The 26,260-nt window shown below is 46.7% G+C and carries 24 protein-coding genes and 1 pseudogene; 9 read left to right on the plus strand and 16 right to left on the minus strand.

Annotated features, from left to right (window positions below; translation table 11 throughout):
* Positions 1 to 12: 12 nt before the first annotated feature.
* The 13 genes from BGX14_RS07445 to BGX14_RS07505 form a co-directional block, all read right to left on the minus strand.
* Complete coding sequence (locus BGX14_RS07445) at positions 13 to 1,146, minus strand: acyltransferase (protein WP_095879510.1); 1,134 nt, start codon at positions 1,144 to 1,146, stop codon at positions 13 to 15.
* The gene (gene hemE / locus BGX14_RS07450; protein ID WP_095879511.1) at positions 1,143 to 2,165 is read right to left on the minus strand and encodes a uroporphyrinogen decarboxylase; all 1,023 of its coding nucleotides are present in this window, start codon (positions 2,163 to 2,165) and stop codon (positions 1,143 to 1,145) included. The genes BGX14_RS07445 and hemE overlap by 4 nt, the downstream gene beginning before the upstream one ends.
* Complete coding sequence (locus BGX14_RS07455) at positions 2,162 to 3,016, minus strand: 50S ribosomal protein L11 methyltransferase (protein WP_073304020.1); 855 nt, start codon at positions 3,014 to 3,016, stop codon at positions 2,162 to 2,164. Before BGX14_RS07455 ends, hemE begins: the two co-directional genes overlap by 4 nt.
* A complete protein-coding gene (locus BGX14_RS07460; protein ID WP_095879512.1) occupies positions 3,006 to 3,872 on the minus strand; it encodes an EamA family transporter in 867 nt (288 codons plus the stop codon). The genes BGX14_RS07455 and BGX14_RS07460 overlap by 11 nt, the downstream gene beginning before the upstream one ends.
* Complete coding sequence (locus BGX14_RS07465; protein WP_095879513.1) at positions 3,873 to 6,119, minus strand: transglycosylase SLT domain-containing protein; 2,247 nt, start codon at positions 6,117 to 6,119, stop codon at positions 3,873 to 3,875.
* Positions 6,112 to 7,929, minus strand: a complete 1,818-nt coding sequence (ptsP, locus tag BGX14_RS07470; protein ID WP_158223259.1) for a phosphoenolpyruvate--protein phosphotransferase — start codon at positions 7,927 to 7,929, stop codon at positions 6,112 to 6,114. The genes BGX14_RS07465 and ptsP overlap by 8 nt, the downstream gene beginning before the upstream one ends.
* A complete protein-coding gene (locus BGX14_RS07475) occupies positions 7,922 to 8,197 on the minus strand; it encodes an HPr family phosphocarrier protein (RefSeq protein ID WP_078775507.1) in 276 nt (91 codons plus the stop codon). The genes ptsP and BGX14_RS07475 overlap by 8 nt, the downstream gene beginning before the upstream one ends.
* Before the next feature lie 18 nt (positions 8,198 to 8,215).
* Positions 8,216 to 9,124: an MlaD family protein gene (locus tag BGX14_RS07480; protein WP_073304010.1), complete on the minus strand. Its 909-nt coding sequence runs from the start codon at positions 9,122 to 9,124 to the stop codon at positions 8,216 to 8,218.
* Positions 9,125 to 9,141: 17 nt separating this feature from the next.
* Positions 9,142 to 9,831 (minus strand): RNA methyltransferase, encoded by a 690-nt coding sequence (locus BGX14_RS07485; protein ID WP_233126443.1) that lies wholly within the window; start codon positions 9,829 to 9,831, stop codon positions 9,142 to 9,144.
* Positions 9,818 to 10,708: a hypothetical protein gene (locus BGX14_RS07490; protein WP_143394182.1), complete on the minus strand. Its 891-nt coding sequence runs from the start codon at positions 10,706 to 10,708 to the stop codon at positions 9,818 to 9,820. The genes BGX14_RS07485 and BGX14_RS07490 overlap by 14 nt, the downstream gene beginning before the upstream one ends.
* A gap of 80 nt (positions 10,709 to 10,788) precedes the next feature.
* A complete protein-coding gene (locus BGX14_RS07495) occupies positions 10,789 to 12,279 on the minus strand; it encodes a pitrilysin family protein (protein WP_073304006.1) in 1,491 nt (496 codons plus the stop codon).
* Complete coding sequence (locus BGX14_RS07500; protein WP_073304000.1) at positions 12,280 to 13,737, minus strand: pitrilysin family protein; 1,458 nt, start codon at positions 13,735 to 13,737, stop codon at positions 12,280 to 12,282.
* Position 13,738: 1 nt separating this feature from the next.
* Positions 13,739 to 14,560: a tetratricopeptide repeat protein gene (locus tag BGX14_RS07505; protein WP_078775512.1), complete on the minus strand. Its 822-nt coding sequence runs from the start codon at positions 14,558 to 14,560 to the stop codon at positions 13,739 to 13,741.
* Between the two features lie 29 nt (positions 14,561 to 14,589).
* Between BGX14_RS07505 and BGX14_RS16495 the strand changes: the two are divergent.
* The 8 genes and pseudogenes from BGX14_RS16495 to BGX14_RS07535 all read left to right on the plus strand — a co-directional run.
* A pseudogene (locus BGX14_RS16495) lies at positions 14,590 to 14,673 on the plus strand (hypothetical protein); the annotation flags it as partial.
* A gap of 27 nt (positions 14,674 to 14,700) precedes the next feature.
* Positions 14,701 to 15,117, plus strand: a complete 417-nt coding sequence (locus BGX14_RS07510; RefSeq protein ID WP_233126444.1) for a hypothetical protein — start codon at positions 14,701 to 14,703, stop codon at positions 15,115 to 15,117.
* Entirely contained in the window at positions 15,117 to 15,812 is a 696-nt protein-coding gene (locus BGX14_RS07515; RefSeq protein WP_073303994.1) for a hypothetical protein, read from the plus strand. The genes BGX14_RS07510 and BGX14_RS07515 overlap by 1 nt, the downstream gene beginning before the upstream one ends.
* The gene (locus tag BGX14_RS15520; RefSeq protein ID WP_158223260.1) at positions 15,809 to 16,564 is read left to right on the plus strand and encodes a hypothetical protein; all 756 of its coding nucleotides are present in this window, start codon (positions 15,809 to 15,811) and stop codon (positions 16,562 to 16,564) included. The genes BGX14_RS07515 and BGX14_RS15520 overlap by 4 nt, the downstream gene beginning before the upstream one ends.
* Positions 16,522 to 17,727, plus strand: a complete 1,206-nt coding sequence (locus BGX14_RS07520; RefSeq protein WP_073303989.1) for an AI-2E family transporter — start codon at positions 16,522 to 16,524, stop codon at positions 17,725 to 17,727. The genes BGX14_RS15520 and BGX14_RS07520 overlap by 43 nt, the downstream gene beginning before the upstream one ends.
* A 107-nt stretch (positions 17,728 to 17,834) precedes the next feature.
* Complete coding sequence (locus BGX14_RS07525; RefSeq protein WP_073303987.1) at positions 17,835 to 18,131, plus strand: HU family DNA-binding protein; 297 nt, start codon at positions 17,835 to 17,837, stop codon at positions 18,129 to 18,131.
* 301 nt (positions 18,132 to 18,432) lie between these two features.
* Positions 18,433 to 18,618, plus strand: coding sequence for a hypothetical protein (locus BGX14_RS07530; RefSeq protein ID WP_143394183.1), 186 nt, complete (start codon positions 18,433 to 18,435; stop codon positions 18,616 to 18,618).
* 68 nt (positions 18,619 to 18,686) lie between these two features.
* Positions 18,687 to 20,282, plus strand: coding sequence for a biotin attachment protein (locus BGX14_RS07535; protein ID WP_073304057.1), 1,596 nt, complete (start codon positions 18,687 to 18,689; stop codon positions 20,280 to 20,282).
* A gap of 58 nt (positions 20,283 to 20,340) precedes the next feature.
* Here the strand turns inward: BGX14_RS07535 and BGX14_RS07540 are convergent, their stop codons facing one another.
* Positions 20,341 to 20,973, minus strand: a complete 633-nt coding sequence (locus BGX14_RS07540) for a hypothetical protein (protein WP_073303983.1) — start codon at positions 20,971 to 20,973, stop codon at positions 20,341 to 20,343.
* Positions 20,974 to 21,804: 831 nt separating this feature from the next.
* Here BGX14_RS07540 and BGX14_RS07550 point away from each other — a divergent pair.
* A complete protein-coding gene (locus tag BGX14_RS07550) occupies positions 21,805 to 21,993 on the plus strand; it encodes a hypothetical protein (protein ID WP_095879515.1) in 189 nt (62 codons plus the stop codon).
* Positions 21,994 to 22,057: 64 nt separating this feature from the next.
* Here the strand turns inward: BGX14_RS07550 and BGX14_RS07555 are convergent, their stop codons facing one another.
* Positions 22,058 to 23,989 carry a carbohydrate-binding protein gene (locus BGX14_RS07555; RefSeq protein ID WP_233126445.1) on the minus strand — a complete coding sequence of 644 codons (1,932 nt, stop codon included), beginning with the start codon at positions 23,987 to 23,989 and terminating at the stop codon, positions 22,058 to 22,060.
* Positions 23,990 to 24,050: 61 nt separating this feature from the next.
* The gene (locus tag BGX14_RS07560) at positions 24,051 to 26,207 is read right to left on the minus strand and encodes a family 43 glycosylhydrolase (protein WP_095879517.1); all 2,157 of its coding nucleotides are present in this window, start codon (positions 26,205 to 26,207) and stop codon (positions 24,051 to 24,053) included.
* Between the last annotated feature and the right edge of the window lie 53 nt (positions 26,208 to 26,260).

A 26,260-nucleotide genomic window follows, 5' to 3' on the forward strand; every position in this document is an offset into this window, starting at 1 on the left:
GCCGTTGCGCGGCTACTTCTGCGGGGGAAGCGAATGCGCACTTTTTTTCAAACGATGCAAGCGATCTTTGTGCTTTTGGTAGAGCGTGCTCACCGTGTAAATGAAAAGGAGAAAGAGAACGGTGGAAAGAGGACGGTTCATATCACAAAAGCCCCAGGCGATGGTGACTAGCGGCAAGTGAATCAGATACGGATAAAAAGACGCGCGCCCGACAGCGCGAATGAGCGGCTGGCAAAAAATTCGGGAAAGCCAACCCTTGGATGTCGTGACGCAGATGATAAGACCGCCATAAATAAGAACCGCAACGGAATGATGGCAAATAAAATTCCAGGCGACGTTTTCGGATTTCATCGTAAAAAGGCTCGCATAGAGAATCGCCAAAAAGAAAATCTGCAAAATTCCAGCGACATAATTTTTTTTCAAAATATCGAATGCGCCCGATTTGTAAAGCCTAAAAAGAATCATCCCGAACAGATATTCAAAAATGCGTACAAAGGGAAACATGTGAAAATACTGATAGCGCAAATTGTAATTGGAAAAATCTCCAAGAAGCGGAACGTTTCCTAGAAAACCGGCGTATGCAAAGAAAAATCCCCACAGGATTCCAGGAAGGAAAACCAGCGCACAAAGCGTCCACAGAATTTTTCGACTGGAAATTTTCGCCAAATGCCGCGCGCAAAATGGAGTGATTGCATAACAAATAAAGAATGCTGTTAAAGACCAGCTGGGTTCATTGAGTTTCATTCCCAACTGCGGAAAAAACGCCCACGAAAGCGAAAGGTGCATGAAAAGGGAGCGGATGGGGTGAAACATGTTTTCAAACCCGCCCACTTTGACGTAAATAGCGACAAACATCAGGAGCGTCATGGCGAAATGGCAGCGATAGAGCTTTGCGATACGAGCAAACAAAAAGGGTATGACGGGCAAGCGTCTGTCCGGGTCATTGAATTTAGAAGCAAATAAAAATCCGGCCAGAATAAAGAAGAGCCCAGCGGCAAAAGCGGGAGCAGTTACAATCGGCATTACCCAAGTCCAACTCGCCATATAGCCAAGTGCCGAAGAGGAAGCTAGATGCAGCATCACGATATTGAGGGAAGCTAAAAGGCGCAATCCGTCGATGGCTGGAAAGTATGCTTTTTCATTCATAAATGATTTCCGTGAATCGTATCGACAAAAGTACGAACTCCGTCAATAGGCGTATCGGGAAGAACGCCGTGCCCAAGATTCATAATGTGCGGACGATTTCCAACGGTCTTTAAAATTTCTTGAGTCCGCTCCCGAATGATTTCGGGATTTGCAAAAAGCAAAGCCTGGTCCAGATTTCCTTGGAAAATTTTTCCTGGATTCTTGTCCAGAAGATTTGCCAAATCGGTTCGATGATCGACTCCGACAACATTAAAATCGGACTTGATAAAATCCGCAACGAGATGCGAAGCGCCGTTTGCATAATGGATAATGGGAGCATCCGTTTGCTGGCGAACAATGGAAACGACTTTATCCGTGTAGGGCTTTGCCATTTTTTGATAATCGTCACCGCTTAAATGCCCAGCCCACGAATCCATGATGACGAGAACATCTGCGCCCCATTCCGCTTGAAGAGCCAGATATTTGCCGGTTGTTTCGGCAACTGCATTCAGCAAAACAGCATAAGCATCAGAATCATTATAAAAAAGGGATTTGGTCCTGTGCAAATCTTTAGAAGTTCCACCTTCAATAGCATAAGAAGCAATCGTAAGCGGCCCCCCGACAAAACCGAGGAGGGATTTTTCCGAAGAGAGCTTGGCGCGGACTTTTTGCAAAGCGGCTTTCGTATATGCTAAATCGTTTTCTAAACGAACTTGCCGAAGATTTTTCGCACAAGACGCGTCGCGAAAAGGATTGGAAATGACAGGACCTTTTCCGGATTCAAACTTCAAATCAAATCCCATGGAAGGAAGAGTCACAAGAATATCGCTGAAGAGGATTGCCGCATCCATATCAAAACGATTAACGGGCTGCAAGGTCGCTTCGGCAGCAGCATCCGCATTACGTACAAAAGAAATGAAATCAGGAAAACGTTTGCGGAGTGCACGATATTCGGGCAAGTAACGTCCCGCTTGGCGCATCAGCCATACAGGTTTCTCGGTTGTTTTTCCTAAAACGGCGCGCGCAAAGAAAGTCGTCATCGTACTTTTCCCGTGTAAACAGCGTCAACGCACCACCATTCGTCCCGTGTATTTTCCCGAACGACTTGAAAACCGCATTCCTGAAACCAATGGAGAATGTAATCCTTTTCGGCGGTCAGTTGCCCGGTGAGCAGAAAATGTCCGCCTTTAGAAAGCATCCGTTCCACGTCTTTTCGCATGGGCCAAAATTCGGTGCGAATCATGTTACAAACGATAATATCAAAGGAAGCGGAATCGCTGAACGCGCTTAAAAACCCGAACACGGCGCGGGAATTTCCACATTGATTCTGCTTGAAATTTTCCACAATGCAAGGAAGGGCTAGCGGATCGATTTCCGTACCGATGACTTTGCGCGCTCCCAGTTTATCGGCAATCATCGAGAGAATGCCCGTTCCCGTTCCAATGTCGAGGACGATCTTGTTTTGAAAATCCAAGGATTCCATCATGCCGGAGATCAGAGCCGTCGTAGCGTGATCGCCCGTTCCAAAAGCGCTTTTGGCTTCAAGCACCAAGAGAACGGCGTTTTTTTCTGGAGGAGTAAATTCAACCCAAGGCGGCCTCACCCAGATTTTTTCGGAGACATGGACCGGAGTCGCTCTGTCCCGCCACCAGCGATCCCAATCTTTAGCCTTTTCATTTTCTGCCACAAAATGATATTGCGGAAACCGAGCAATTATACCGTCTCGAAATTCTTGACTTTCGGAATAAAAACAAAAATCGGTGCGCTCGGCGTTAGAAGTTTCAAGTTCTTCCAAAGCGCCAACTCCCGCTTCCATCAAAAAGAACGTCGCCAAATCGTATTCTTCCGGTTTGCAATGTCCTATCGCTTTGAACCAAATATCATTTTGCATAGAATTTCCTACTAAAATTTTTCTTGATGATTTCGCGCGGGCTCGTGATGAACAAACTAGAGCCGAAAATGACCAGAACGATGCTCACGATTTTCATCGGAGGAAACGGCTCCGCAAAAATAAGCGCCCCGGCGAGAATAGGAACAACGGCTCCGATCGCCGCGCTAAACGGAATTACAAAAAGGGCGCGCCCACGAGAAAAAGCGACTTGCGTAAAAAGAAATGCGGTAAGATAGGTCGCCGCAAAAGCCCAAACCCGAATGTCACCAAGCCAGTAAACGAATTCACCAGCGGAAAGTTCTATCCCCTTTGCGGTAGCGTCAATCGCAAGACTTTTATACAAAACATCCGAAAGCCCGTAGCAGGTTCCCATCATCAGGGAATCGCTAATTTCGCTGCGCCGAAAAATGAACCGGCAAGAAAAGGCGAAAGCCAAAAAAATGGCGACAAAAATCCAGAGAGCCGGAATATTTTGCACACCTGCCTTTTCTCCGATTTCTGCGGACGCAAAAAGAAGCCCGCAAAGAACGCACACAATGGCAGCGACAATGCGTCGGTTAATAGGCTCTTTCAAAAAGAGCCACCCAAATACAGCGGTAAGAACCGGATTCAATGCGGAAATCGGTTTGACCAGACTCAAATTATAAAGCGCCATCGCCGAATAGTTGCCCGCATTCCCGCATGCCGAAAGAAAAAATCCCGTCCACCAGCGTTTAGAGGTGAGAAAGCCGAGAATAAATTGAATAGGATGTGCAAAGTCTGCTTTTTTCCCGGATTTAGCAACTCCCGATTTGGAAAGGACATTCCCGAAAGCAAAACAGATTGCAGCGCCAAACGTCAAAACAAAAAGCAACATTTAGCGTTCCCAAACTTCGGTATAGACCCAGTAATTGCCCAAGCAGCGTTTTACATAGTCGCGGGTTTCCCAGTAGCTGATTTCTTCGGCCCGCATATCCCACGACATGTTTTTGCTAGCCGCTTGCCAGCGTTTTGCAGGGCGGGGGCCCGCATTGTAATTGGCCAGAACATACATGGGATCGTTCTCGTATTCCTTGAGAAGATCTTTCAAGTAACGCACTCCCAATCGGATATTCATATAAGGATTGTACAGCAGAGCCGAAGAAAAGTTTTGAATTTTTTCAGCATCGGCAAGTTTTTTCGCCGTCGGAGGAATAATTTGCAAAAGGCCGCAAGCATTCGCCGGGCTTGTAATCAAATAGTTGAAAGTGGATTCCTGACGCATCACGCTGTAAACAAAGAACGGGTCGATGGAAGAATCCGCAGCGGCGAAAATCTGTTCTTTGAACGGCATGGGATACAAAAATTTCATCACACCGCGCGGAGCGTCCCCTAAAAAAGCGCGAGGAATCGTATTCTGAAATTTTCGTGCCAACGCATAGCCTTGAATCAGTTCATCGTAAGCAAGGAAAAGTTTGCCATAGGAATACAAGAAATCCAAACGATCTTGATTTTTCTTTTTGGCAGCGTGAAATAAATCAAAGGCTTCTTCGGCAAATCCGAAGTCCAAAAGCTTTTGCGCCATCTTGTAGCGGGCTTCGCTGTGAGAAGAATCCGACTTTCCTTTTTGAATGGAACGAATCCAGACGATAGTCGCCGAGTCCGACATATCTCGAGGAGCGAGCCACGGAACCGATGCAGAATCCATCAAGCCGTTTTCTATCAATTTGATGCGGGAACGATGCGCGTAGTAGCCGACCGGAAAATCTTTGATGCAATCGAGATAGGCCGCCTTGGCCTCTTCTGCTTTGCCTTGAGAGAAATAAATGTCGCCGAGAAACATCCTTGCTCCGCTGGAACTCCAGAGAAAATCTTCGCTTTTCGCCTTATTGAAAGCGATAATGGCGGAATCCATTTTGTTCTGTTTCAAATAGCAGAGGGCGATTCGAAAACGAATCCATTTGACTTTGTTGCTGTTTTTAAAACGGGGATTGGAAAGGGAATCATAACTGGCGATGGCTTCCGCAAATTTGCCCGCTTGCTCCAATTCAAACGCCCGAACCCAAATGTTGTTGGCGTTTTGCAAAGTAAAGCGGAACTTGGCCTGGAATTGCGAATCGATTTTTGCCGCCTTGACCGTCATGCCATTTGCGCGATAAAGACGAACTAAAGATTGCAACCATGCCGCTCGGGAATCCACACTGTCCGTTAAAAATTCATAAGTCCGAATGGCCGCGGAATCCTGCTTCAAATTTTTGTAGGCCGCCGCTCGAAATTCCCACAAAGAGATACGATTTTTTAACGAAATCGTGCTGGGGGGCAATTTCTGGTTGAGAGAATCTTCTGCGGTTTTTAAAACGGGCGCTTTGCTCGTGTCGCGTCCAGAAACTTGAACGGCATCTATCGCAAAAATGGAATCGATCAAATCGAGGCATTCCTTGTGAAAGCCCTTGCTGCAAAGGCGACTCGTATAAGTGATTTTTTCATCGAGGGTTTCAGCGATGGAATGGGAACGGATGCGGCGCAAAGCTTTCCAGGCGGCGTCACCATATTCCGAGGGATGAGCGATGACGTAAAGGTACGCGGTCTTTGCTGCTTTATACCAGTGCGCTTGTTCGAGCAAAGTTCCTTTTGTATAACGCAAACGAGGAACTCGCACATCGTCGCCGTAATTTTTCAAAAAGACGTCAATGGAATCCGCTTTCGCTTTGGGTTTGATATTCGGGTCTTCTAAATTCAAATCCAGCCGAACTCGTGCCGCAAATTCTTTCCAGCCAGCGTCATCGGGAAACTTTTCATCCCCTTTAGCGATGGTACTTTTAGCTTGCGCATATTGTTTTCGTTCAAACTGGGATCGCGCTATTCGAGACAAGATACTTTTATCTAGACTTTCATCCTTGCCAAGAAGAGATTCGTATGCCTTAAGCGAGCCTTCAAAATCGCCTTGATAATAAGCGGCTGCAGCGCAAGTGAAATCTTTTTCCAAACCGTCAGGCAGGGAATCGCAATTTTTCTGATTGCGTTCATAGCGAATGACTTTGTTTTGAAAATCATATCCCGGAATCCGATCCTGTGCAGAATCTTTTGTAGAGGCAAAAAGAGCGGCACAAAGCAAAGCACCAACAAGAAGAATTTTTTTAAGCATTTTTTTCTAACGGATTCTTGATTTCGTGAGATGTGATAAAACTGGAAATGCCCAAGTCGATAATCATCTGTAGATATTTTTGACGGAGATAACGATTGACATCGGCGGCGGTATCCATTTTAAGAACGGCGCGGGCAGTAGCTTTCACATCTTCGTAATTGACGGATCGAATGATTTTTTTGCATTCCATAATGCTCCAGGGTGTCATGGAAAGTTCATCGACGCCTAGACCGACCAGAACAAGCGTGGACAAGGGATCGGCACTCATTTCGCCGCAGACGCAAACGGGAATGCCTTCGCTATGAGCCGCTTGAACAGTGCGGTTTATCATATTTAAAACAGCCGGATGATGCGGTTCAAACATATTGGCAATCAATTCATTTGTACGATCTACAGCCAACGTAAATTGAATCAGGTCATTTGTACCAATACTGAAAAAATCCACTTCTTTAGCGAGAGTATCAACCATCATGACCGCCGCCGGGACTTCTATCATGCAACCGACTTGCACTTCGGGAAGCTCCACGCCTTCATTCAGCAGTTGCGTCCGACATTCATAATAAAGAGCCTTAGCTTCGCGGAGTTCATTTAAACTGCTGATCATGGGGAACATGATGCGCAAATGTCCTTCACGACTCGCCAAAAGCAAAGCACGCAATTGTTCACGGAAAAGGTCTTTGCGGGTAAGGCACACGCGAATGGAACGCCAGCCCATAAAAGGATTCGCTTCATCCGCGGCGGAAATATCAGAAACGAGCTTGTCGCCGCCAGCATCCAAGGTTCGAATAACCACCGGATGAGGGGAAAGCCTTTTCAGAATATGCGAGTAGGCAGCGGTCTGTTCCTCGCAAGTCGGCGTTCCCTTTCTAAAAAAAAGGAACTCGGAACGGTAAAGTCCAATGCCTGTTGCGCCAAATTCCAGAACGGATTCTGCTTCAATAGGAAGCTCGATGTTCGCATGGAGCGTAATGTATTTGCCGTCCAAGGTCATCGGCTCCAATTGGCGCATGGTGAAAAGTTCTTGCTTCTGCTTATTGTAAACCGCCAGCTTTTCCTGGTAGCGATTCAGGTCTTCTTCGTTTGGATTAACGATGACCATTCCTCCGGTTCCATCAATAAACAGCATATCGTTATCTTCAATGACAACGGAAATGTTGCGCAAACCGGAAACCGCAGGGAGCTGCATGGCTCGGGCAAGAATGGAAATATGGCTTGTGCGCCCACCGATGTCCGTCGCAAATCCCAGCACCTCATTTTTTTCAATGGACATCAGCATACCGGGAGTCAATTCGTGCGAAACGATATTGGACGGTTCCAAAGGAGTTTTGCTTTGAGGCAGAGGCGCGGAAGTCGCTTCGTCCAAAGCGGCAAGCAAACGATTGTAAATCTCCCGCAAATCCATCGTGCGTTCACGCATGATTTCCATTTTGCTGCTTTCAAATTTGGCAATTAAAGCCGAAAGCGTGCTATGAACAGCCCAACGGGCGTTATGCCTTTTTTGACGGATGCTTTGAATAATCGGATCCAGAACCGTCGAGTCCCGAAGCATCATCAAGTGGGAATCGAAAATGCGGGCTTCTTCTTCACCCAACCGTTCTCCGGTAACTTTTTTTAAGTTCTGAATTTCTTTGGCAGCTTTATCGACAGCAGATAAAAAATGGTTTTCTTCTTCGGCAAGCGCACTGGTTGGCAAAGCCGAGGAGTCTAAAGAATATTTTCGGGTTTCAATTTTGCGGACAGGACCATAAGCATAACCGGGAGAAGCGGCCACTCCCACTAGAACCGTTCGATTTTTTTGCTTATTAGTCATTTTGCTCTTCATGAAAATTTTCGCGGAAAAGTTGTTCCAGTTGATTCAAAACCTGTTCTTCATCAGCACCATCGGCGGTAAATCTGACGGTGGAACCCGGCGTAATGGCGAGCATCATCACATTCAAAATACTTTTGGCATTTACTTTATTGCCTTCGTATTCCAGAGAGATGTCGCTTTGGGATTTTCCGGTAATATCGACAATCATTCCTGCGGGGCGCGCGTGCACGCCGAGCTTGTTGGTGACGACAATTTCTTTAGTCAGCATACAATACATCCGTCCTAATTAAAAGAAATCCACGTTAATATCCAAACCGTCTTGGAGAATAATTTGGAACAGGCTGTCCGCGGAATGGAGAGTCTGAACCAAATCGTCATGGAGAGTTCTGTCGTTGAGCAGGATTCCCGCCGTATTGTCCGTGGATTGAAGCTTGGATGTCAAAAGAGTCAAGCGATTTGTCACAGAATCCAGTTTGACAAGAATGCCGCCCGCGTCTTGCATCAAATTGCCGGCGTCGGCAAGAAGCCCGCTGACAGGAGCTTTTACCGTGTCAAGCAAAGCGTTTACTTTAACGGTGGCCATATTCAGATTGTTCAAGCTGCTTTTGATTTGCGGATCCGTGTCCTTGAGCATTTTCGCCAGACGATCTTCCAGATTTTCCGCCTTGTCCATCATCGTGCGGAATTTAGTCCGGAATTCGGGATTCGCGATGGTCGAATCCATCACTTGATGAACCGAAGTGATGAGCGTTTTTGTAGAATCGATGATTTCTCCCGCAAGCCCAAGCGCTTCGGCAATGCCCGCATCAAATTGTCCGTCGATTGTGTCGTTGGGCGAATAATTTTCGCTGGAATCGCAAAGGATGATACCGATTTGGCGTTCTCCCATAATGCCGATGTTCTGCACGCGAATTTCGGAGCCCACCGGGATTCGCACGTCGTTACGGATTCGCACCACAACAAGAACGCGATGCCCAGACAAATAAATATCTTCGACTTTACCGAGCTTTACGCCGTTGATTTTAACAGGGTCGTCCAAAGTCAAGGTGCTGACTTGAGGAAATCGCAGATAATAGGTGTCAAAAACTTCACGGGGATCCTTGTCGTTCAAAAAGAACAGGCCAAAAATCAAAATGATAATGGCGAGCAGGACAACAAGGCCGACAGCGAGATATAATCCGATATTCTTTTTCATCGCGAATACAATTTAACTTATTCGCCGTCTATGCGAGTGATAGAGCTGGATGCGGACTCGTCATTTATATGCCTTTTTAGCCATTCGAGCAAAAGTTCATCGCGTTCGCCAGGGGAAAGCGTAAATTGAGAACGCCCTTTTTGCTGCATAAAGTGATCCAGATAACACATGAGAACGCCTCCGGCAACGGAAACATTCATGGATTCGGTAATGCCGTATTGCGGTAAAATAAATTCGCAGTCTGCGGTTGCAAGGGTATCAGGATGATTTCCGGTAAATTCACTTCCCAAATAGAAAGCGGTCGGCTGAGAAAGATCCAAATCCAAAACGGACTTTGTCGTATTCGTGCTAGCAACGGCGATGCGGTAACCTTTTTGCCGCAGATGTTCCATGCAGGCCTTGCGTTTTTTATACAAATAAAGATTCATCCATTTAATGGATCCTTTCAAAATAGATTTGTTTACTTTGTAAGGATTCACTTCTTCGATGATGTGCACGTCTTCCAATCCGAAAACCTCTGCCGTGCGAATGACCGCCGAAATGTTATGCGGGTCAAAAAGGTCTTCGAGAACCATGCAAAAATGCCGCGTGCGATTTTGAACCACTTTCATCAAAAGATCGCGACGGTGTTCTGTAATCCGCGGGAGCAGTGCTTCGATTTTCGCTTGCATTTCCGGGGAAGAATAAGTATAGTCAGGGGTTGCCATGGGAATTTTCCTGTTTGAAAATCATCGGAATTTCGGTTACAAAATTCGGTTTCTGTTTTCGTTTTTCTTCGCGTTTTTTTTGAACAGCGTCGCCGACGGTCCAAAATAATTTTCCAGACGCGACTTGCAGAAATTCATGAATTTCCTTACTGTATTTTTTTTGAATAACTTCGGATTTTTCGACGGGTTCATGATTGCCTTCGACGTAACTTTCCGAAGATTCCGAAATGTTGCGGATAATTTCCGAAATTTTGGAATTGACCACATCCCGGAAGACGCCCATTTTCATAATGGAATTCAAAACGGCGTTAGCCGGGAATACAATCGCTTTGAATTTATAGCGGGTCGCATCGCCGTTCGGATACATGTCCAAAACAGCGATGGCGATTCCATGCAGATTCCAGCGAAGAATTTTGCAACGTCCGCTGCCGTAAAAAACATTGTGAAATCCTTTTCCGACTCCAGCGCTATCCTGCAAAACCCAGTAAAAATCACCAAAAAGATTTCCGCCGTTATTGCCGCTGAAAAGCCGCTGATCCCACGAATTGTAGTGAATCGTGTAATTGGTTTCTTGCATGGCATTTACCAGCGCAGTCGTAAACGGGAAATGATCAAAAAGATAGCTCATCATCGGTCCGCTGACGGGGAGCTTGCCCTCGGTTTCGTAAACGACTCGATAACGCCCGCCGAGATGCCCAAAAATTTCAGCGGTGACGGGGCTTTGCAGTGGAATTCCGCGTTTTTGCAATTCCAAAAATGCCGAGCAGAATTCGCCGTCATATTCGACATCTTCGACGGGTTCCAGCTCCTGGGCAGAACATCTCGGAAGAATGACATCTAAACATTTTTTGGCGGCAGCGCAAGCATTGTGACGCAACTCTTCTTGTCCAGGACCTGCAATCGCAAGCGAACAAAAAACAAAAAAGTTTAAGATAAAGAAAAAGCGTTTCAAAAAGCTCACTGCCTCATATCCAAGCTGTCCAGCGGAACAACCGTAAACGTCCCAACATCTTTCAGCCCGCTTTCAGGACCGACAATGCAGATTGCCATTTTTTTGGGGTCAAAGTATTTGGCAATCATCTGTTGGACCTGCTCTTTCGTCACGGCGTTGATTTCTTGAACATAGTCAATATAATGCGAATCCTTTTTGCCGAGCAAATCTCCTTGCGCAAAAAGAATGGACGTACTTGCCGGAGAATCGAACAGGCTTGGAAGTCCTTCTATCAGCGTTTTCTTGGCTTGTTCCAATTCCGCATCGGTCGGGCCTTCCTTTGCCAATTTTTCAATTTCCTTTTGAATCAAGTCTATCGCCAGAGCAGCACTTTCCACTTTCGTTTGCAGAGAAATAAATACCCGGCCTTGATCGCGGTAAGAATTTTCAGCGTAACTGTGAATGCTATAAGCGAGTCCGTTGTCAGAGCGCACCGTCGCCATCAGGCGAGAGGAAAAACTGCCGCCTCCTAAAATAAAACTTGCCACTGCCGTCGGGTAATAATCGGGGTGTGGACGTTTCACAAAAGGCGCGCTCATCTGGATATTCGCTTGGGTGATATCCTTATCCACAAGGAAAATTCCCGTTTTTTGTGAAAGTTCCATCGGCGGAATTTTGGACGAGTCCGGTTTGTCAGATGGCCAGGATTCAAAATACCGTTTTAATTCCGTCACCATGGAATCTCTGTTAAAATCCCCGGCGAGCGCAAAAACAATACGCCCCCGTTGAAAGCGTCCCTTGGAAAGAGCAACAAGGTCGTTGCGTTTGACATTCCGATATTCCTCGGCAGTGGCGGTCCATAAGCGAGGATTCGGTTTGTAATTCACTTTAGTGTCCAAAGCGGCGAGAATATCTTTAGGCGTATCATAGCGGTGTTCGTAACCGTTGATGGCATTCGCTTTTTGAATTTCAAGAGCGCTGCTGTCAAACGCGGGATGCAAAAAGACTTCTTTGGCGAGTTCCATAAGTTGCGGAAAATCTTTGGTCATACATTCCACGCTAATGGCACTGGTGAACGTGCCGACCGATCCCGCAAGAGACGCGGCGATAAATTCCAGCGAATCGTCCAAAACTTGCGGAGAAAGTTTTTCGGAACCGCCTCGGCGAAACATGAAAGAAAGAAGCGCGTTGGCAGCTTTGTTTTGCAGACTGTCGGTGACGTGCGGTTCTTCAAAGAAAATGTTAAAGTGAATCAGAGGAAGACTTCTATTTTCAATGACGTAGCCCGTTACTTTTTCTGAAATTTGAACGCGGGAATCAGCAGGGAACGGAGCCGTATAAGCAAAAGGCGGAAAAACGATTTCCTTGTATGATTCCGGAATATCGCTTGCCGGAGTTTCCATTTTTTTAGCGACTTCGACGGTTTTGGTCGCGGGCTGTTGAATTTTAGCCGGCTGTTTTGTCCCCGAACAAGCGGCAAGGAAACAAACAAACAACAAAAGGGAAAACAGTTTCATTTAACGTTCCTCGCCTTTCAATAAAAGTCCAATGGTCGCATTTTTGTGGCTGAATGTTTTTTGGGCGATATTCTGTACATTTTCCGGAGTCACTTTTCCAAGATTGTCCGGCCAGTTCAAAAGAATTTTATAGTCGCCGAACATTTCATACCAAGCGAGCTGCGTCGCCACATTTTCCATATCGAGAAAACTTTCGACTAGTCCCATCGTCGCACGATTTTTAACCTTGGCGAGTTCTCGTTCGGAAACGGTTTCTGTTTTGAGTTTTTCAAGTTCTTCCCAAACAAAGGCTTCTACGGAATCGGGATTGGCATCGGGTTGCAGCAATACGCTAATCGAAAATTCCGAAACGGTTTTATTTACAGAGTTCGCGGCGCGTGCAGAAACAGCCACTTTTTTCTCTTCCACCAATTTTTTATAGAGCCTTCCCGAGCGTCCATTCAGAACGCCTTCGGCGATATCGAGCGCATACAGGCTGCTGTCGCCGACGCCCGGAGTTTTAAAAATAAAATCCATCCGGTTGGGAGCATCGGGGCGGTAAACCGTCAAACGTTTTTCTCCGGCAGGTTCCGGATCTCGAACGGTGATTGGAGCAAAAGCCTCCCCCGAAGGAATTTCTGCAAAATATTTTTGAACCAACGCCATTGCAGATGCCGTATCCAAATCACCCGCCAAAACGAGGATGGCATTTCTCGGCTTATAATATTTGCGATAGTGCTCCGCCGCCTGTTCACGCGTCAAATTCATAATGTCCGAGGGCCAGCCGATGGTAGGAATCCGGTAGGGGAACGCTTCGTAAGTCATGCCGTTCAACGTTTCAAAATATCTTCCCGAAGGGCGATCGTCATAGCGCATCCGCCTTTCTTCGCGCACCACATCGCGTTCCGAATAAAATTCCCGCAGAATCGCATTTTGCATTCGGTCCGATTCTAAATACAGAAAAAGCTCCAGCCGGTTTTTGGGCAAAGTGACAAAATAAGCGGTCATCAAATCGGTTGTAAAAGCATTCAGTCCTGTTCCGCCAGCTTGCTGGTAAGCACTCCACAATTCCTCTTTCACCATGTATTGCCGTTCTTCTTCAACAAGCGAATCGTATTCAGCTCGGAATTTTTGAGCGTTCAAAGAATCCCCACGAACAGCGGCTTCGCGAGACAAAGACATCACAGAATCTTGCTTCACAAGGAGGATCGAATCTTTGCGAAAATCGGTGACACCCACTTTTTTTGTTCCTTTGAACAATTCGTGTTCCAGAATATGGGCAAGCCCGGAACTCCCCGGGATTTCGTTCACGGAACCGGTCACATAAAAGAGCCTGCAACTGACGGTCGGTGCCTGCGTATTCGGATACAAAAGGACGGTCAATCCGTTGTCAAGAACTTTTTTGTGGACAGGAAAGTCCAGCGCAAACAAGGCGACGGGCAAAAGAACAGCAGTAAAGAAAGAAATCAGACGCATCATTTTAAATAAACAAGAAGGTGTTCAATTTGTTGCGGTATTCCCAGGTGAGCGGATCTTTGGGGCCTAGGGCGCTGAAAAGAACCAACATCGATTTTTGGGCAATGCCATCCCGGAACGCCGCATCGGAAAGGGTGAGTTGGAAAAGACCTTCCAGCGCCGACCGGTAATCTTTGCGCGCAGCGTCTTTGCAGGCGTTGCGAAATTTTTCTGCGGAACCTTCTACAGCGTCGGTTTTGGCTGCCTCCACCAAAAGATCCATCAAATCCAGAAGCGATTTCGCTTGGGCATATTCATCGCTGGTTTCCGGAATTTTTTGCAGAATTTCCTTGGCAGATTCGGCGGCATCAAGTCCGAGTTCACATTTCGCGAGCAGGATTTGCAGATGATCGTCCGCTTTTTTAGCGAGCTCCGCAAGAATCTGCGGTTTAGCAAGGGAAAAATTTCCTTCGGCAACAGCGTCTTCTATCGTTTGTCGGACACTCTCTTCTTCCGATACAAAAAATTTGGAAAGCCTTTTCTTCAATTCATCTTGAGGAACTCGGCCTTGGATGGCATCGGCGATTTCTCCTTTGGAAAGGACGACGACAAAAGGCAGACTCCGAATCTGGAAATAATCCATAAACGCCATATTGTCTGTTTCGTCCAGATTGACTTCGCCCAAAGAGAAATCCAGCTCATTGGCGAGGGTTTCCAGCATCTGGTTGTAAGAAGCGCATTCGGGGATTTGGGATGACGCGAAAGTCAGGACAACCGGGCGTTTTTCCGCCTCTGCTGAGATCTCGGTCTCAAAATTTTGCAATGTAACAGGGATTATTTTTGCCATAGCTCAAAATTTACTATTTTCTAAAGACGATGAGCAATTGCCCTTTCTGTAAATCCGAAACAAAAAAAGTCGAACTTTCTCGATTGGACTTGCGAATTTGCCCGCATTGCCTGGGAACGTTTTTCCCAAGCGATAAAACAATGGCTTTTCGCAGGGAAATCTACGACAAGACGCGAGTCCTTTGGCTTCAAAAGTTAGAAGAACGCCGAGCAGACTGGATTGAGCCAACAGAAAATACCAGCTGCATTGACCACGGGGAAAAATTGGTGGACGGAAAATTGCCCGATTACGGCATCGCCGGGAAAGTCGCCACTTGCTGCAACATGTTTCAACTGCCCGCTTCGACCATGGCGACCCTTCTCCGTCGAATGGTCGCCTCTCCTTCGGATGGCCTGCTGCTTTCCAAAAAGCCAAAGCACCATTTTGCGTTCATCGTGCAGCTGGGCAAAATTGTCGATAAAATCTTCGGCACGGCCTCCCCGGAAGAAGATCCGTTTGAATCAATGCAATACGAAATGAAGTTCAAGGATATTTTTGAAACGTCTTCGGAGAACTGATGGCGAAAAAACTCGCAATCCTTTCTGTTGCTATCATTTGCGCGTTCGTCGTTTTTGTGCTAGTTCCCAAGCGGGAGTTTTCCATTCCCATTTTTCCCCAGCCGAGCGCGGAACTGCCGATTGTCTATGACGACGTCTCGGACGGAGGTTCGTCTGCAGCGACCGTTCGACGGGTGGATTCCGTTTTGGAATTTCAATGTACTTTGGGAAAGGACACATCGAAAGCGGCGTGGTGCGGCCTGATTTGGACGTTGGATTCCAAAAACTGGCTTCTGGTCGATTCTATCGTGATGGATGTTTTTTCAGAATCCGCTTCGGAACTCGTCATTAAAATTTGGACATTCGACCCCGATGTCACCCAAAAAGATTCGCTGACGACATACCGTCTTCTTTTAAAAGAAATCGCATTACGAAAAGGGGAAAATCACATCGCACTTCCTTTCTCGGAATTTTATGTTCCCGAATTTTGGTTTCAGCAAAATCAAGCGGACAAGGAACTGGTCCAACGGCATAAGGAGCACGTATCCCGTTTTGAAATCACTCTCGGCTGGAATGTAGAACGAGGCAAACCGATGCGCTTCCGATTTACAAAAATCGCCGCGAAAGGTGTGGGTTCTATGGAGCTTGCGATTTTCTTGTTGGTCTGCGTCGTCATCGTGGTCGCCGCTCTTGGTTTTTTGAAAAAGAAAAAGTGAAAAAGTCCTTGTTAAAATTAACCCTCGCGTATGCGATTTGCGTAATCCTTATCGGATTGTTTTGGGGAGCGTTCGCGACCAAACACATTGTGCTATGGCCGAAAAACGATTCGTTCGGCAACGCCCGAATTTACAGCGACATCCGGGAAGGCGGATTTTCCACCGCAGAATTTTTTGAAAGCGATAGCGCCCTTGCCGTGCGAATGACCCTGAACTCCGGCATTTATCATCCCCATGCCGGCGTGGAAATTCCTTTAGAATCCGGGCTGCGAGAATTGGCATTGGAAGGCACGGATTTTTCGAATATGGATTCCGTTGTGCTGCGCTTTCGAGCGAGTTCCGACGTTGTTCTTGTTTTAGATGTCGCCGACCCGCAGGTTTCCCGAGCTGGAGATCCCTTAACGTTGCGCCCTTTAAAAATGGATATTCCTGCGACCCGTTTTTATTCGGAAGTCCGCTTACCGCTTTCCCTTTTGAAGCCGAGCAAAATCTGGTTTGACATCCACGGAATAGAACCGGATTCTTCCCTGTATATGAATCGCGTTGTCCAAGCCGCCGTGGAATCGGGCAAAGGAACCCTTCTCGGTTTTCCGACGGAGATTGAAATTTTGCAATGGGAATTTACGGGCAAGAACCGTTCCGTCATCCGGTTGAGCATCGGACTTTTGATTCTTTTTTCATGTCTATATATTGCGGGGGTAAAAAATCGATGGAAAAAAAATCCGACTCTGAAAAAAAAGAAGCTTCGTTAAATACAAAAATCAAACTCAAGTACATCACGATATTTCTTATCGTGGTGTGTTTGTGCGCTTTGCTGTATTATCTGCGCAATGTTCTTGCGCCTTTTGTCGGCGCATTTCTTATCGCCTACATTGTAAATCCCGTAGTTGATAAAATCGAAGAATGGACGCGTTTTCTCTTACGCCATCCGAAATTGCGGAGCATTCCAAAACGTTCTGCGCGCATTGTAGCGACAATTGCAACGCTATGTCTGATGGCCGCTGTCGTTACGATTTTCTGCTTGATTTTCATTCCGCAGATCTGCGAAGAGTTCAGCCGTTTCGGAAGCCTCGTCAAAAAATTCATGTCGGATTCGGTCTGGATTCAGCAGGTGCTTGCGCTATTCCCGTCGGACTGGAGAAATTCCATGCACAATTTTACAGGGCAGCTGCAGCTGCTGGAATCTTTGCAGGACATCAATTTCTGGGAAACCGTACAGTCGATGATCGGGAAGCTGCTTCCGGGAGCGATGGGGGTTCTTTCGGGAACGGCCTCGGTCGTTTTAACTTTGGTAAGCATCGTATTCATCATTATGTACACCACGTTCTTGATGATGGATATGCCCAAAATCCGTCGAAAAATCCGTTTGCTCGTACCGCTTGACGATTTGAGCAAACCCGATCTTTTGCGCAAAACAAATCGGTTGATGAAAGCGTATTTCCGTAGCCAAAGCCTGGTCGCCATGATTGTCGGAATCCTTTACGCCATCGCCTTTGGCGTTCTCGGTTTTCCGATGGGCGTCGTCTTTGGACTCTTCATCGGGCTTTTGAACATGGTCCCCTACCTTCAAGTGGCCAGTATGCCGATTGCGTTTTTCTTGGGAATTATGTACTCTTTTGACACGGGCATCCCCTTTTGGCAAGTGCTGTTAATTATTGCGGCTATTTACCTTGTAATTCAAGTTGTCGAAGACATGTTCATCATTCCCAAAATCGTAGGAACCGAGATGAATTTGCCTCCAGTCCTCATCCTTCTTTCCATCTCTGTCTGGGGAAAACTCTTGGGATTTATAGGGCTGGTGTGCGCCATTCCGTTCACTTGTATCGTCATCGCTATATTTCAAGAATACGTCGAACATCGGATTTTTCCGAGGCGGCGCGATAAATCTTGGGAAGAGCAAAACGAAAAAACCTAGAAAAATAACGATTCTTTTGAGTTTTTTGCGAAAATCTCTTGATTTGTTGCAAACAAAAAATTATAATAGCTGTATGGAATTCTAAAATCAATTAAGGAGAAAAATCCATGAACAAGCAAGATCTTGTTGAATACGTTCAGAAAGCCGCTAACATTGAAACGAAAGTTGCTGCGACAGCGGCCGTGAACGCCGTTCTCGAAGGCATCTCTGAAGGCATCAAGAAGGGCGGCCCGGTGCAGCTCATCGGCTTCGGAACCTTCAGCGTGAAGGAACGCGGTGCCCGCACTGGTCGCAATCCGCTGACCGGCGAAACAATCAAAATCAAAGCGACGAAGGTTGTTTCTTTCAAGGTCGGTTCGGAACTCAAGGCTACCGCCAAGAAGGCCAAGGTCGCCAAGAAGTAATTCTACAACGACTTTTTAAAAGGACTCGTTTTGGAACAACTCCGAAGCGAGCCTTTTTTATTTAGGGGGTATATATAAAATCCACCCGATTTGCTTGGCTAGGGGTTAATGCCCTTCGGCAGGCTCAGGGACCGGTTGGAAGTTGGGAGTCGGGAGTCGGAACTGAAAACTAAGTTCCCCTTGGTGGAAGATTGTCCATAATTCCCTTTTTTATTTATCGGAACAAATAATTCACGCATTGATGGGCCGAAATTTGACAAGTGCCATTTTCTTTTCCAGCAAAAAAATCTATAATAGCAGCATGAAAAAGAAATTATTCTGCGCTTTGTCTTTGATGATGCTGCTCTGGGCAGCAACATTCACCGCTTGCAGCAGCTCTAGTTCATCAAGCGATTCGTCCACCACGGATGAATGTATGGAAAACCCGTCCTCTCCGAATTGCGTTACCGACGAGGACGATTCAACTCCGGATGAGGAATCGCTTTAACATGGATTTTTCGCAATTAAAATAACGGACACTTAGACAGGGAGAAGGATTCTCCCATGGGAACAAATATGAAAAAAATTCTCTTTCAAGATACTTCTTTCCGCGATGGTTTCCAATCCATCTTTGGCGCCCGGGTCTTTACAAAAGACTTCATGCCGGCAGTCGAAGCGGCTGCAGCAGCGGGAATCACGCATTTTGAAGCCGGTGGCGGCGCACGCTTCCAGGCCCTGTATCAAAACTGCGGCGAAGACGCCTTTGATATGATGGACGAATTCCGCAAGACTGTCGGACCGAAAGCCCGTTTGCAGACTCTTGCCCGCGGTATCAATGTGGTGGCACTCGCTCCGCAACCCTATGATATGATCGATCTCCATGCCAAGATGTTCAAGAAGCACGGCATGACCCGCATCCGTAACTTCGATGCGCTGAACGATGTAAACAACCTCATTTATTCCGGCAAGTGCATTACCGAGGCAGGGCTTGAACATGAAGTCGTCGTCACGATGATGGAGCTCCCGCTTGGTTGCAAAGGCGCTCACGATCCGGAATTTTACGAGAAAGTGCTGAAGAACATTTTGGATGCAGGCGTTCCGTTCGCTTCCGTGTGCTTCAAGGATGCTTCGGGAACCGCAAATCCGATGAAGGTTTATGAAACTTTCAAACGCGCTCGCAAACTGCTTGGCGAAGGGGTCGAACTCCGCATCCACTCTCACGAGACTTGCGGCACGGGCCTTCGTCAATATCTGGCGGCCATCGAAGGTGGTGCCGACGGCGTGGATCTCGCGCGAACTCCGCTTTCCGGCGGAACTTCCCAGCCGGATCTCTTCTCGATGTTCCATGCGTTGAAGGGCACGGACTATGCACTCGCTCTCGGCGAAGACGGCATTGTCGATGAAAACGCCATTCCCAAATTGATGGAAGCAAACAGCGTCGCCGTAGAATGCCTGAAAGACTACAACTTCCCGCCGGAATCTCGCCAGATTTCTTCGGACGTCATTTTCTCTCCGATGCCGGGTGGCGCTCTGACGGCAAACACGCTGATGATGCGCGAAACGAAAACATTCCATCTGTATCCGCAGGTGATTGCCAACATGAGCGAATGCGTCCGTCGTGGCGGATTTGCCTCTTCCGTGACACCGGTTTCCCAGTATTACTTCCAGCAGGCGTATATCAATACGGTAAATAAGAGCAAGGGTTTGGATACTTGGGCCAAAATTACCGAAGGCTACGGCAACATGATCCTCGGCTATCTTGGCAAAACTCCGTGCGAACCGGATGCCGAACTCGTGAAAATCGCAGCCGACCAGATGAAAAAGAAACCGTTTGCTGAAGCCCATCCGGGCGTCAAATGCGCTGCGGAAATCATCGAACCTGGCATTCCTCAAGCTAAGAAACTCCTTGAAGAAAACGGCCTGCCGGTAACGGACGAAAACATCTTTATCACAGGATGTCTTCAGACGAAAGGCGGCAACAAGGGTATCGATTTCCTCAAGGGCAACCGCCATATCGGCGTTCCCAAGAAGGACCCGAATGCGGCTCCGGTCGCAGCAAAGCCCGCTGCAGCCGCCGTCAATACCGCCGGCATGAAAGTGCAAGGAACAAACACCTATCGAGTCGCCTTGAACGGTCAGAGCTGGGACGTCCAAGTCAGCACCCTCAAGTAAATCTCTCCATTTCAAAATGCAAACCCTGCGCTTTGCGCAGGGTTTTGTTTTTTAACCGCTACCGATAGACTTCGTTTCGATTGAACGTTCCATTTCGCATCTGCACATGCAAGTGCTCATTTTCCGTGCCGACATCTTCAAGATCAACAAAAAAGCGGCTTCCGATTTCCGACTTGATTTGTGCATAAAGGGCTTGGCGTTTTGGCAAACTGCCGATGTCTTTTGTCCTGAAATCCACAGCAGCACCGGCATAATGAGCCGATGCCTTATGATGTTTTGGCGAATCGTTTCCACTGGTGATGAGCGGTCTAAAATCGTCATCGTTCGTTGCTTCGCGATAAGCGGGAATCACGCATTCCAAAATGGCGCGTTCCAATTCTGGCCTGAGCGAAGAAATACTCACCCCCGCCTTTTGGCGCGTAATGCTGGCGATTTCTTCATGCAAATCCTTTTCTTCGACATTGCGATATTTACGAACGGGAGAGTCATTAAGCACTTTTTGCGTCTTGTCGTTAAACCAATGTTCCAAATCCCACGAATTATCGCACCCCTTGACGCAAAGAACTACAACGCCCACAACCAATGCGATGGGAATGACTACGAGCAAAATCTTGACGGCGATAACGACTAAAGCAATCGCCAAAGCGATTGCGGCGCATCCGATAATGATATAAAACAAGACTGTCAGCATAAAATCTTCCTGAACTTTTGTTGAAGGCTATTTATATAGATTTTTTGAAAGGATTATAAATCGTTTAATTTTAAATATAGAATTTTAAAGAGTTCCGTTTTCGACAAAAAACGTCTAATAGAATTTTAAATGAAAAATTCTGAGGATTTATATGCGATCTTCCACGAAATACTCGCAAGTAAAATTTTTTGGGGTGCTCGGGGTTTGCATTCTATTTCTCATCATCAGACTTTTCGTTTTTTAGCAACCGGCAACAGGCTAAGTACAGTTTTCGTCATTGCGAAAACCACCCTCCTTTTTCCCTTCACCTTAACCCCCGCCACGCTTTGTATTTGAAAGTTTGCCTCCTTTAAGCGAATTAAGCAAAGCTGCAGCGCATTCTTGTCATTGCGAGCGAAACACGGCAATCTTTTTCACAAAAGGGAATGTTTTTTATCACGAATTTTCTCTCATAGATTGAATGTTTATGTTCAAGACGAATTTTTTCGCAGACAGCGAGAGGCTTGGACAAGCGAAGCGATTATGAACAAATTGAGTGGAATTTTGCCAAAAAAAAATTTTTTTAATAGAAAAATCAAAATTTCGGAGAAAATAGGAAAAAACACCGAAACGCAGTTTTTCAGTTAAAAATCTAGTCATAATAACAGGATTTCGCTGAATGGAAATCCGGCATTGACATCTATTTTCGTTTTTTTAGAAAATTTCAAAAAAGTCTTGACAATGTTTTTTTTTGTTTACATTTAAAAGAGCGGAAAAACATTCCGCAATGCTGACCGAATTTGTCCAGTCATCAGCATTTTAATCAAAGGACAAAAAAACAAGAGGTATAGAATGATTTCTACCGCCGTTCAAAGAGGCAGTTGGATTTATGTGTATGACGAAAGGAACCAGCAGTGCGCATCCATTTCTGGAGAACAATTGATGGGATTCACTTCTACGACAGTAAGCGTTAAACGCGGAAGTTGGATTTACGTGTATGATGAAAAAGGGAGTCAAATGTCCAGTCATTACTGTGGATAATTCCAACAGCAAAAATGGAGAGCCTCGTTCTCAAAATAGCGAGGTCTTCATTTATCCATCATGCTTACCGAAAGCGCACGCGCCTACCGACCAGATCAAAGAATTTTTTCGTTTTGGACAGCAAAACCGATCCCGATTTTGACACACTCCCGCGCCGCACCACAGACGTCGTTGCCGTATCCGACAAGTCTTGAAATTCAAACCAATCCACATTCACATAGCTGCCGGTAATCTGCATTTTTAGCACGTGCGTTCCTGCGCTCAAATCAAGCGTTCCCGCATCGACAGCTTTATAAACATTCCACGTTGAATCTGTCTTCGGGATTTTCACCGTATCAGTGACAGCGATATCATCGACAAAGAACATCACGCTTGACGATTCGGAACCGCTAGCCGCATTCAATGTTAGCCGATATTTTCCGGCTTTGGAAACATCCATGGTGTATTCCATCCATTCTCCGGCATTTGTGTAACCCACCGCATATTCTCCCGCCTCGGAGAGCTCTACAATATCCACGCCGTCATTGCGATAGGCTCCGCCCTTATTTTCGGAATCCGTGTCGTAATAAGAAGAATTTCCTGCGCCCGAACCGGGAATGTCGTAATTTTCCGCTTCGATTTTACCCGGAATTTTTGCCAGAGCGCCGCCAAAAGGCGTTTGCGGTTCAATAATCTGCGGGCCTACACCGACGAGAGTCACGATGCAATCTTTGTTAGAAGCTCCCGAACTCATTGCGATTGTCACTCTGCCTTTTTCCGCTTTCACTTCGCCTTCGTATTTCGCATTTTTCGCTTCGCTGGTCGTGTAAATATGGAAGGATTCGATATTTGCATTTGGAACATTCACCGTAACCGTTTTTTCGTTTCTATAGTCCCGATTCACGAGAACGACGATAGTACTATCCCCGCCAGCACTCTTGTATGCGGAAGCGTAAAGTTCTGCTTCCGGATTTGGCGTAGCGCCCACACGGATTGCACCCGGGCGTATAAAACGGGCAAACTGAGAAAGAACATAACCCCGTTTAGAAACTTTACCAATTTCATTGGAAGGAATGGACAGTTTGTTGCCAAAATCCTTTTCCATAATCAGCCCATAACAACGCCGGATGTACCACCAAGTGTACTGACTGAAATTGCCGATGACAAGACCGCGGTGAATCTCATAGCCGACATCCATTGCACGCACCGTATCCAATTTATTTTCATTCGCCTGGTCACCCGTTTTCATTACGACGCGCCAATAATTTCCACTTCCCTGGCTTTCCGTGTAATGCTCTGTCATCCAGCGTTCCACTTTATTCTGATCCGCCAAGGCATATTCAAAATAATTGTTCGCCGTATTCGCTTCGCTTCCATAAAAATGCGCACCCAAAATATCGATATTTTTTAGCGCAGCGTCGTCTTCCAGAATTTGATTGTAAAGACTCTTACTATAGGCAAAAGATTCCGCCGAAATCACCTTGGTTCCATTCTTGCGTAACTGCCCCGCATAATTTTTCGTGAATTTATACAGATTATCAGCAGTCCAGCAGGTCCAGGAATCGCACCAGTCCGGTTCATTCTGAATGCTTATCGCGTATAAAGGAACTCCCTGATTTTTCATATAATCGCTAAAACTGTTCAAATGATTGACATAGGCCTGCCAGTCGCTTTCAACAATCTGTGTCGTATTGTAAACGGTTCCCCACCGATTCAACGTATAGGGCGTTTGTATTGAAGTCGGCGGTTTCCACGGAGTTGCATAAACAATCGCACCGCGTTCTTTGGCAAGTTTTGCCGCTGCCAATTCTTTTCCAAAATCACTGGAGTTTTCATTTACCGGAATGCGAAGGACAGTAAGTCCCAATTGCCCGTCTCCATTGCCAAAAGCCAGATTCGCATCCGATTCGCTGAGCCCCGCCCCGCCTTGCCACGTATTATGCACCATCCCGCCAAAACCGCGAATCACCTGATGTTCTTCATCAAGATTCACATTCACCGTTGCAGCGTTTGACAAACCAAAACTTAAAGCCACACAACATGGAAACCATCTAAAGCTTTTCATCCAAACACTCCTTTCATTCTACAATGCGGATTTTTTTCACAAATCCGTTTGTCCGCCCGCGAATTAAATACACGCCAGAACGCGCCAGTCCGTGGCGGACTCCATCCAGCACTTTATCCGCGCGAGAACGGATTCCCATTACTCGATTTCCGTTCAAATCAAAAACGTCAAACAATGTTTCCGCGCTATTGCCGGAAAAATGCAGCCCGCTCGGAATTTCCGTCGAAGCGATATCCGTCAATTCAAAGAAGTCCAAATTGACATAGCTGCCCGTAATCAAGACTTTCAAAACATGTTCCCCGGCAACCAAATCAATCGTGCCCGCATCAACAGTTTTATAAACATTCCACGTCGAATCGGTCTTCGGAAATTTCACCGTATCGGTAACGGCAATATCATCAACAAAGAATACCGCACTTGAAGATTCGGAACCGCTAGCAGCAAAAATACTCAATGCATAAGTACCCGCTTTTTCCACATTCACCGTATATTCCATCCATTCACCGGCAATCGTGTATCCCACAGCCATACCGCTACCGCCAAGCACAATGTCCACGCCTTCCGATGTACGAAAATCCGCATCGCCCTGATTCGCCTTTTCATTATCCTTGTAAGCCTTAGATTGACCTTCGTCGAAATGTTCCGCTTCGATTTTGCCCGGAATTTTTGCGGCGATCCCGCCGAACGGAGCTTGCGGAATTTCAACAGAAGCGTCCGCAGTGAAACTCCATTCCAAAATCCCCATCGTCGAATCCGCAGCTCCTTTGAACACTAAAAAAAGCTCGTCCACAACTCCCGAAAGTCCACTCACTTCGCATTCGTTTTCCGCATAAGTCTGCCAAGAGCCAGTTTGCTCGAGTTCGCAGCTTCCCGCCAGAGTCCCCGTTGCAGAACCCGTGTGCACTTCGATTTTATTTCCCGAAGCGACACTTGCCGCCGTCGCTACAAACTTTTTCGCCCCATCGCCAAAATCCACGCCACTCACGCGGATCCAGGATTCTTTAGAAGCATAAGGAGTCAGAACGTGCGAAACCGGAGTTCCACGCGTCCAATCGGTACGGCTACGGATATTTCTCTGTTTGGAACTCGTCAAAGCCGGATACGTCCGATAGGGATCAAAATTTTCAATTTGCTTCGGTCCTTCATTTGTAAACACTAGCTTGTTCATTTCATCCCCATTCCAAGTCAATTCGTCAATACTCACGCTCCGGTGATACGCCGGCTCGGGATTCGCCACCCCCAAAGACGCCGGATGTTCTGCTGCTTGAACCAGACGCCTGTCGTGATAAACCGCATACCACTTGCCTTTAAATTCCGCAATGCCGTGGTGATTGTTATTGTGAGCGTTGATATTTTTACCATCGATATTCGGATTGTCCAGCACGATGCCCTTATAAGTGTAAGGCCCCATCGGACTATTCGAAGTTCCATAAGCGATTCGCAAATCGGCGGTGCTATAGGACAGATAATAAATGCCGTTCCTCTTGTGAATATACGAGGCTTCCATCGCCCGCGGGCCAGCAATCTTCAATTGCGTCTTGGAATTCAAATCGAAACCGCTCAAGTCTCCATTCAACTTGTAGATATTGAAAATGTTGTTGTCTCCATCGGCAGCGGGACGCGTCGTATTATTCCCGCCGCCAAAAGTAAAGTATCCCTGGCCGTCGTCATCAAAGAAAATCGCCGGATCAAAGCACCAAGCGATGCCATCGCAATCCGCAAGGCCGCCGCCCCAGTTGTTGATAAGTTTCTTGTTTCCCGGAATCGGATTCGTATAAGGTCCATTGATATTTTCAGAACCGACCAGCCCGACACCGCCTCCACCGCCATCCGGATAAACGATATAGAACTTGCCATTTTTCACCGCAATGCCCGAAGCCCAAATATCATTGATATTGTCGTATTCGCGCTTCGCTTCAAAAATAATGCCGTAATCCGTCCAATTTTTCATATCACGGCTGCCAAATGCGTAAAGCGATTTAATCGTATAGCCATCGGAACCCGCAGGGTCGTCACTGTCCGTCAAAATGTAAAACATGCTATCCGTCGCCGTGCACGCCGGATCCGCCAAATAATGATAATTGGAAATCGGATTATCCGCAAGCGCGACTCCCACAAAAGCCGCCACACAAAACGCCGTCCGGCATTCTTTCCAAACATTCCTAGACATAGACACTCCTTCAAAAGCACTTATGCCAAAATTATTTCAGAAATGCCGATGAA

Origin of the sequence: Fibrobacter sp. UWS1, from assembly GCF_002300445.1 — a bacterium.
Lineage (GTDB): Bacteria > Fibrobacterota > Fibrobacteria > Fibrobacterales > Fibrobacteraceae > Hallerella > Hallerella intestinalis.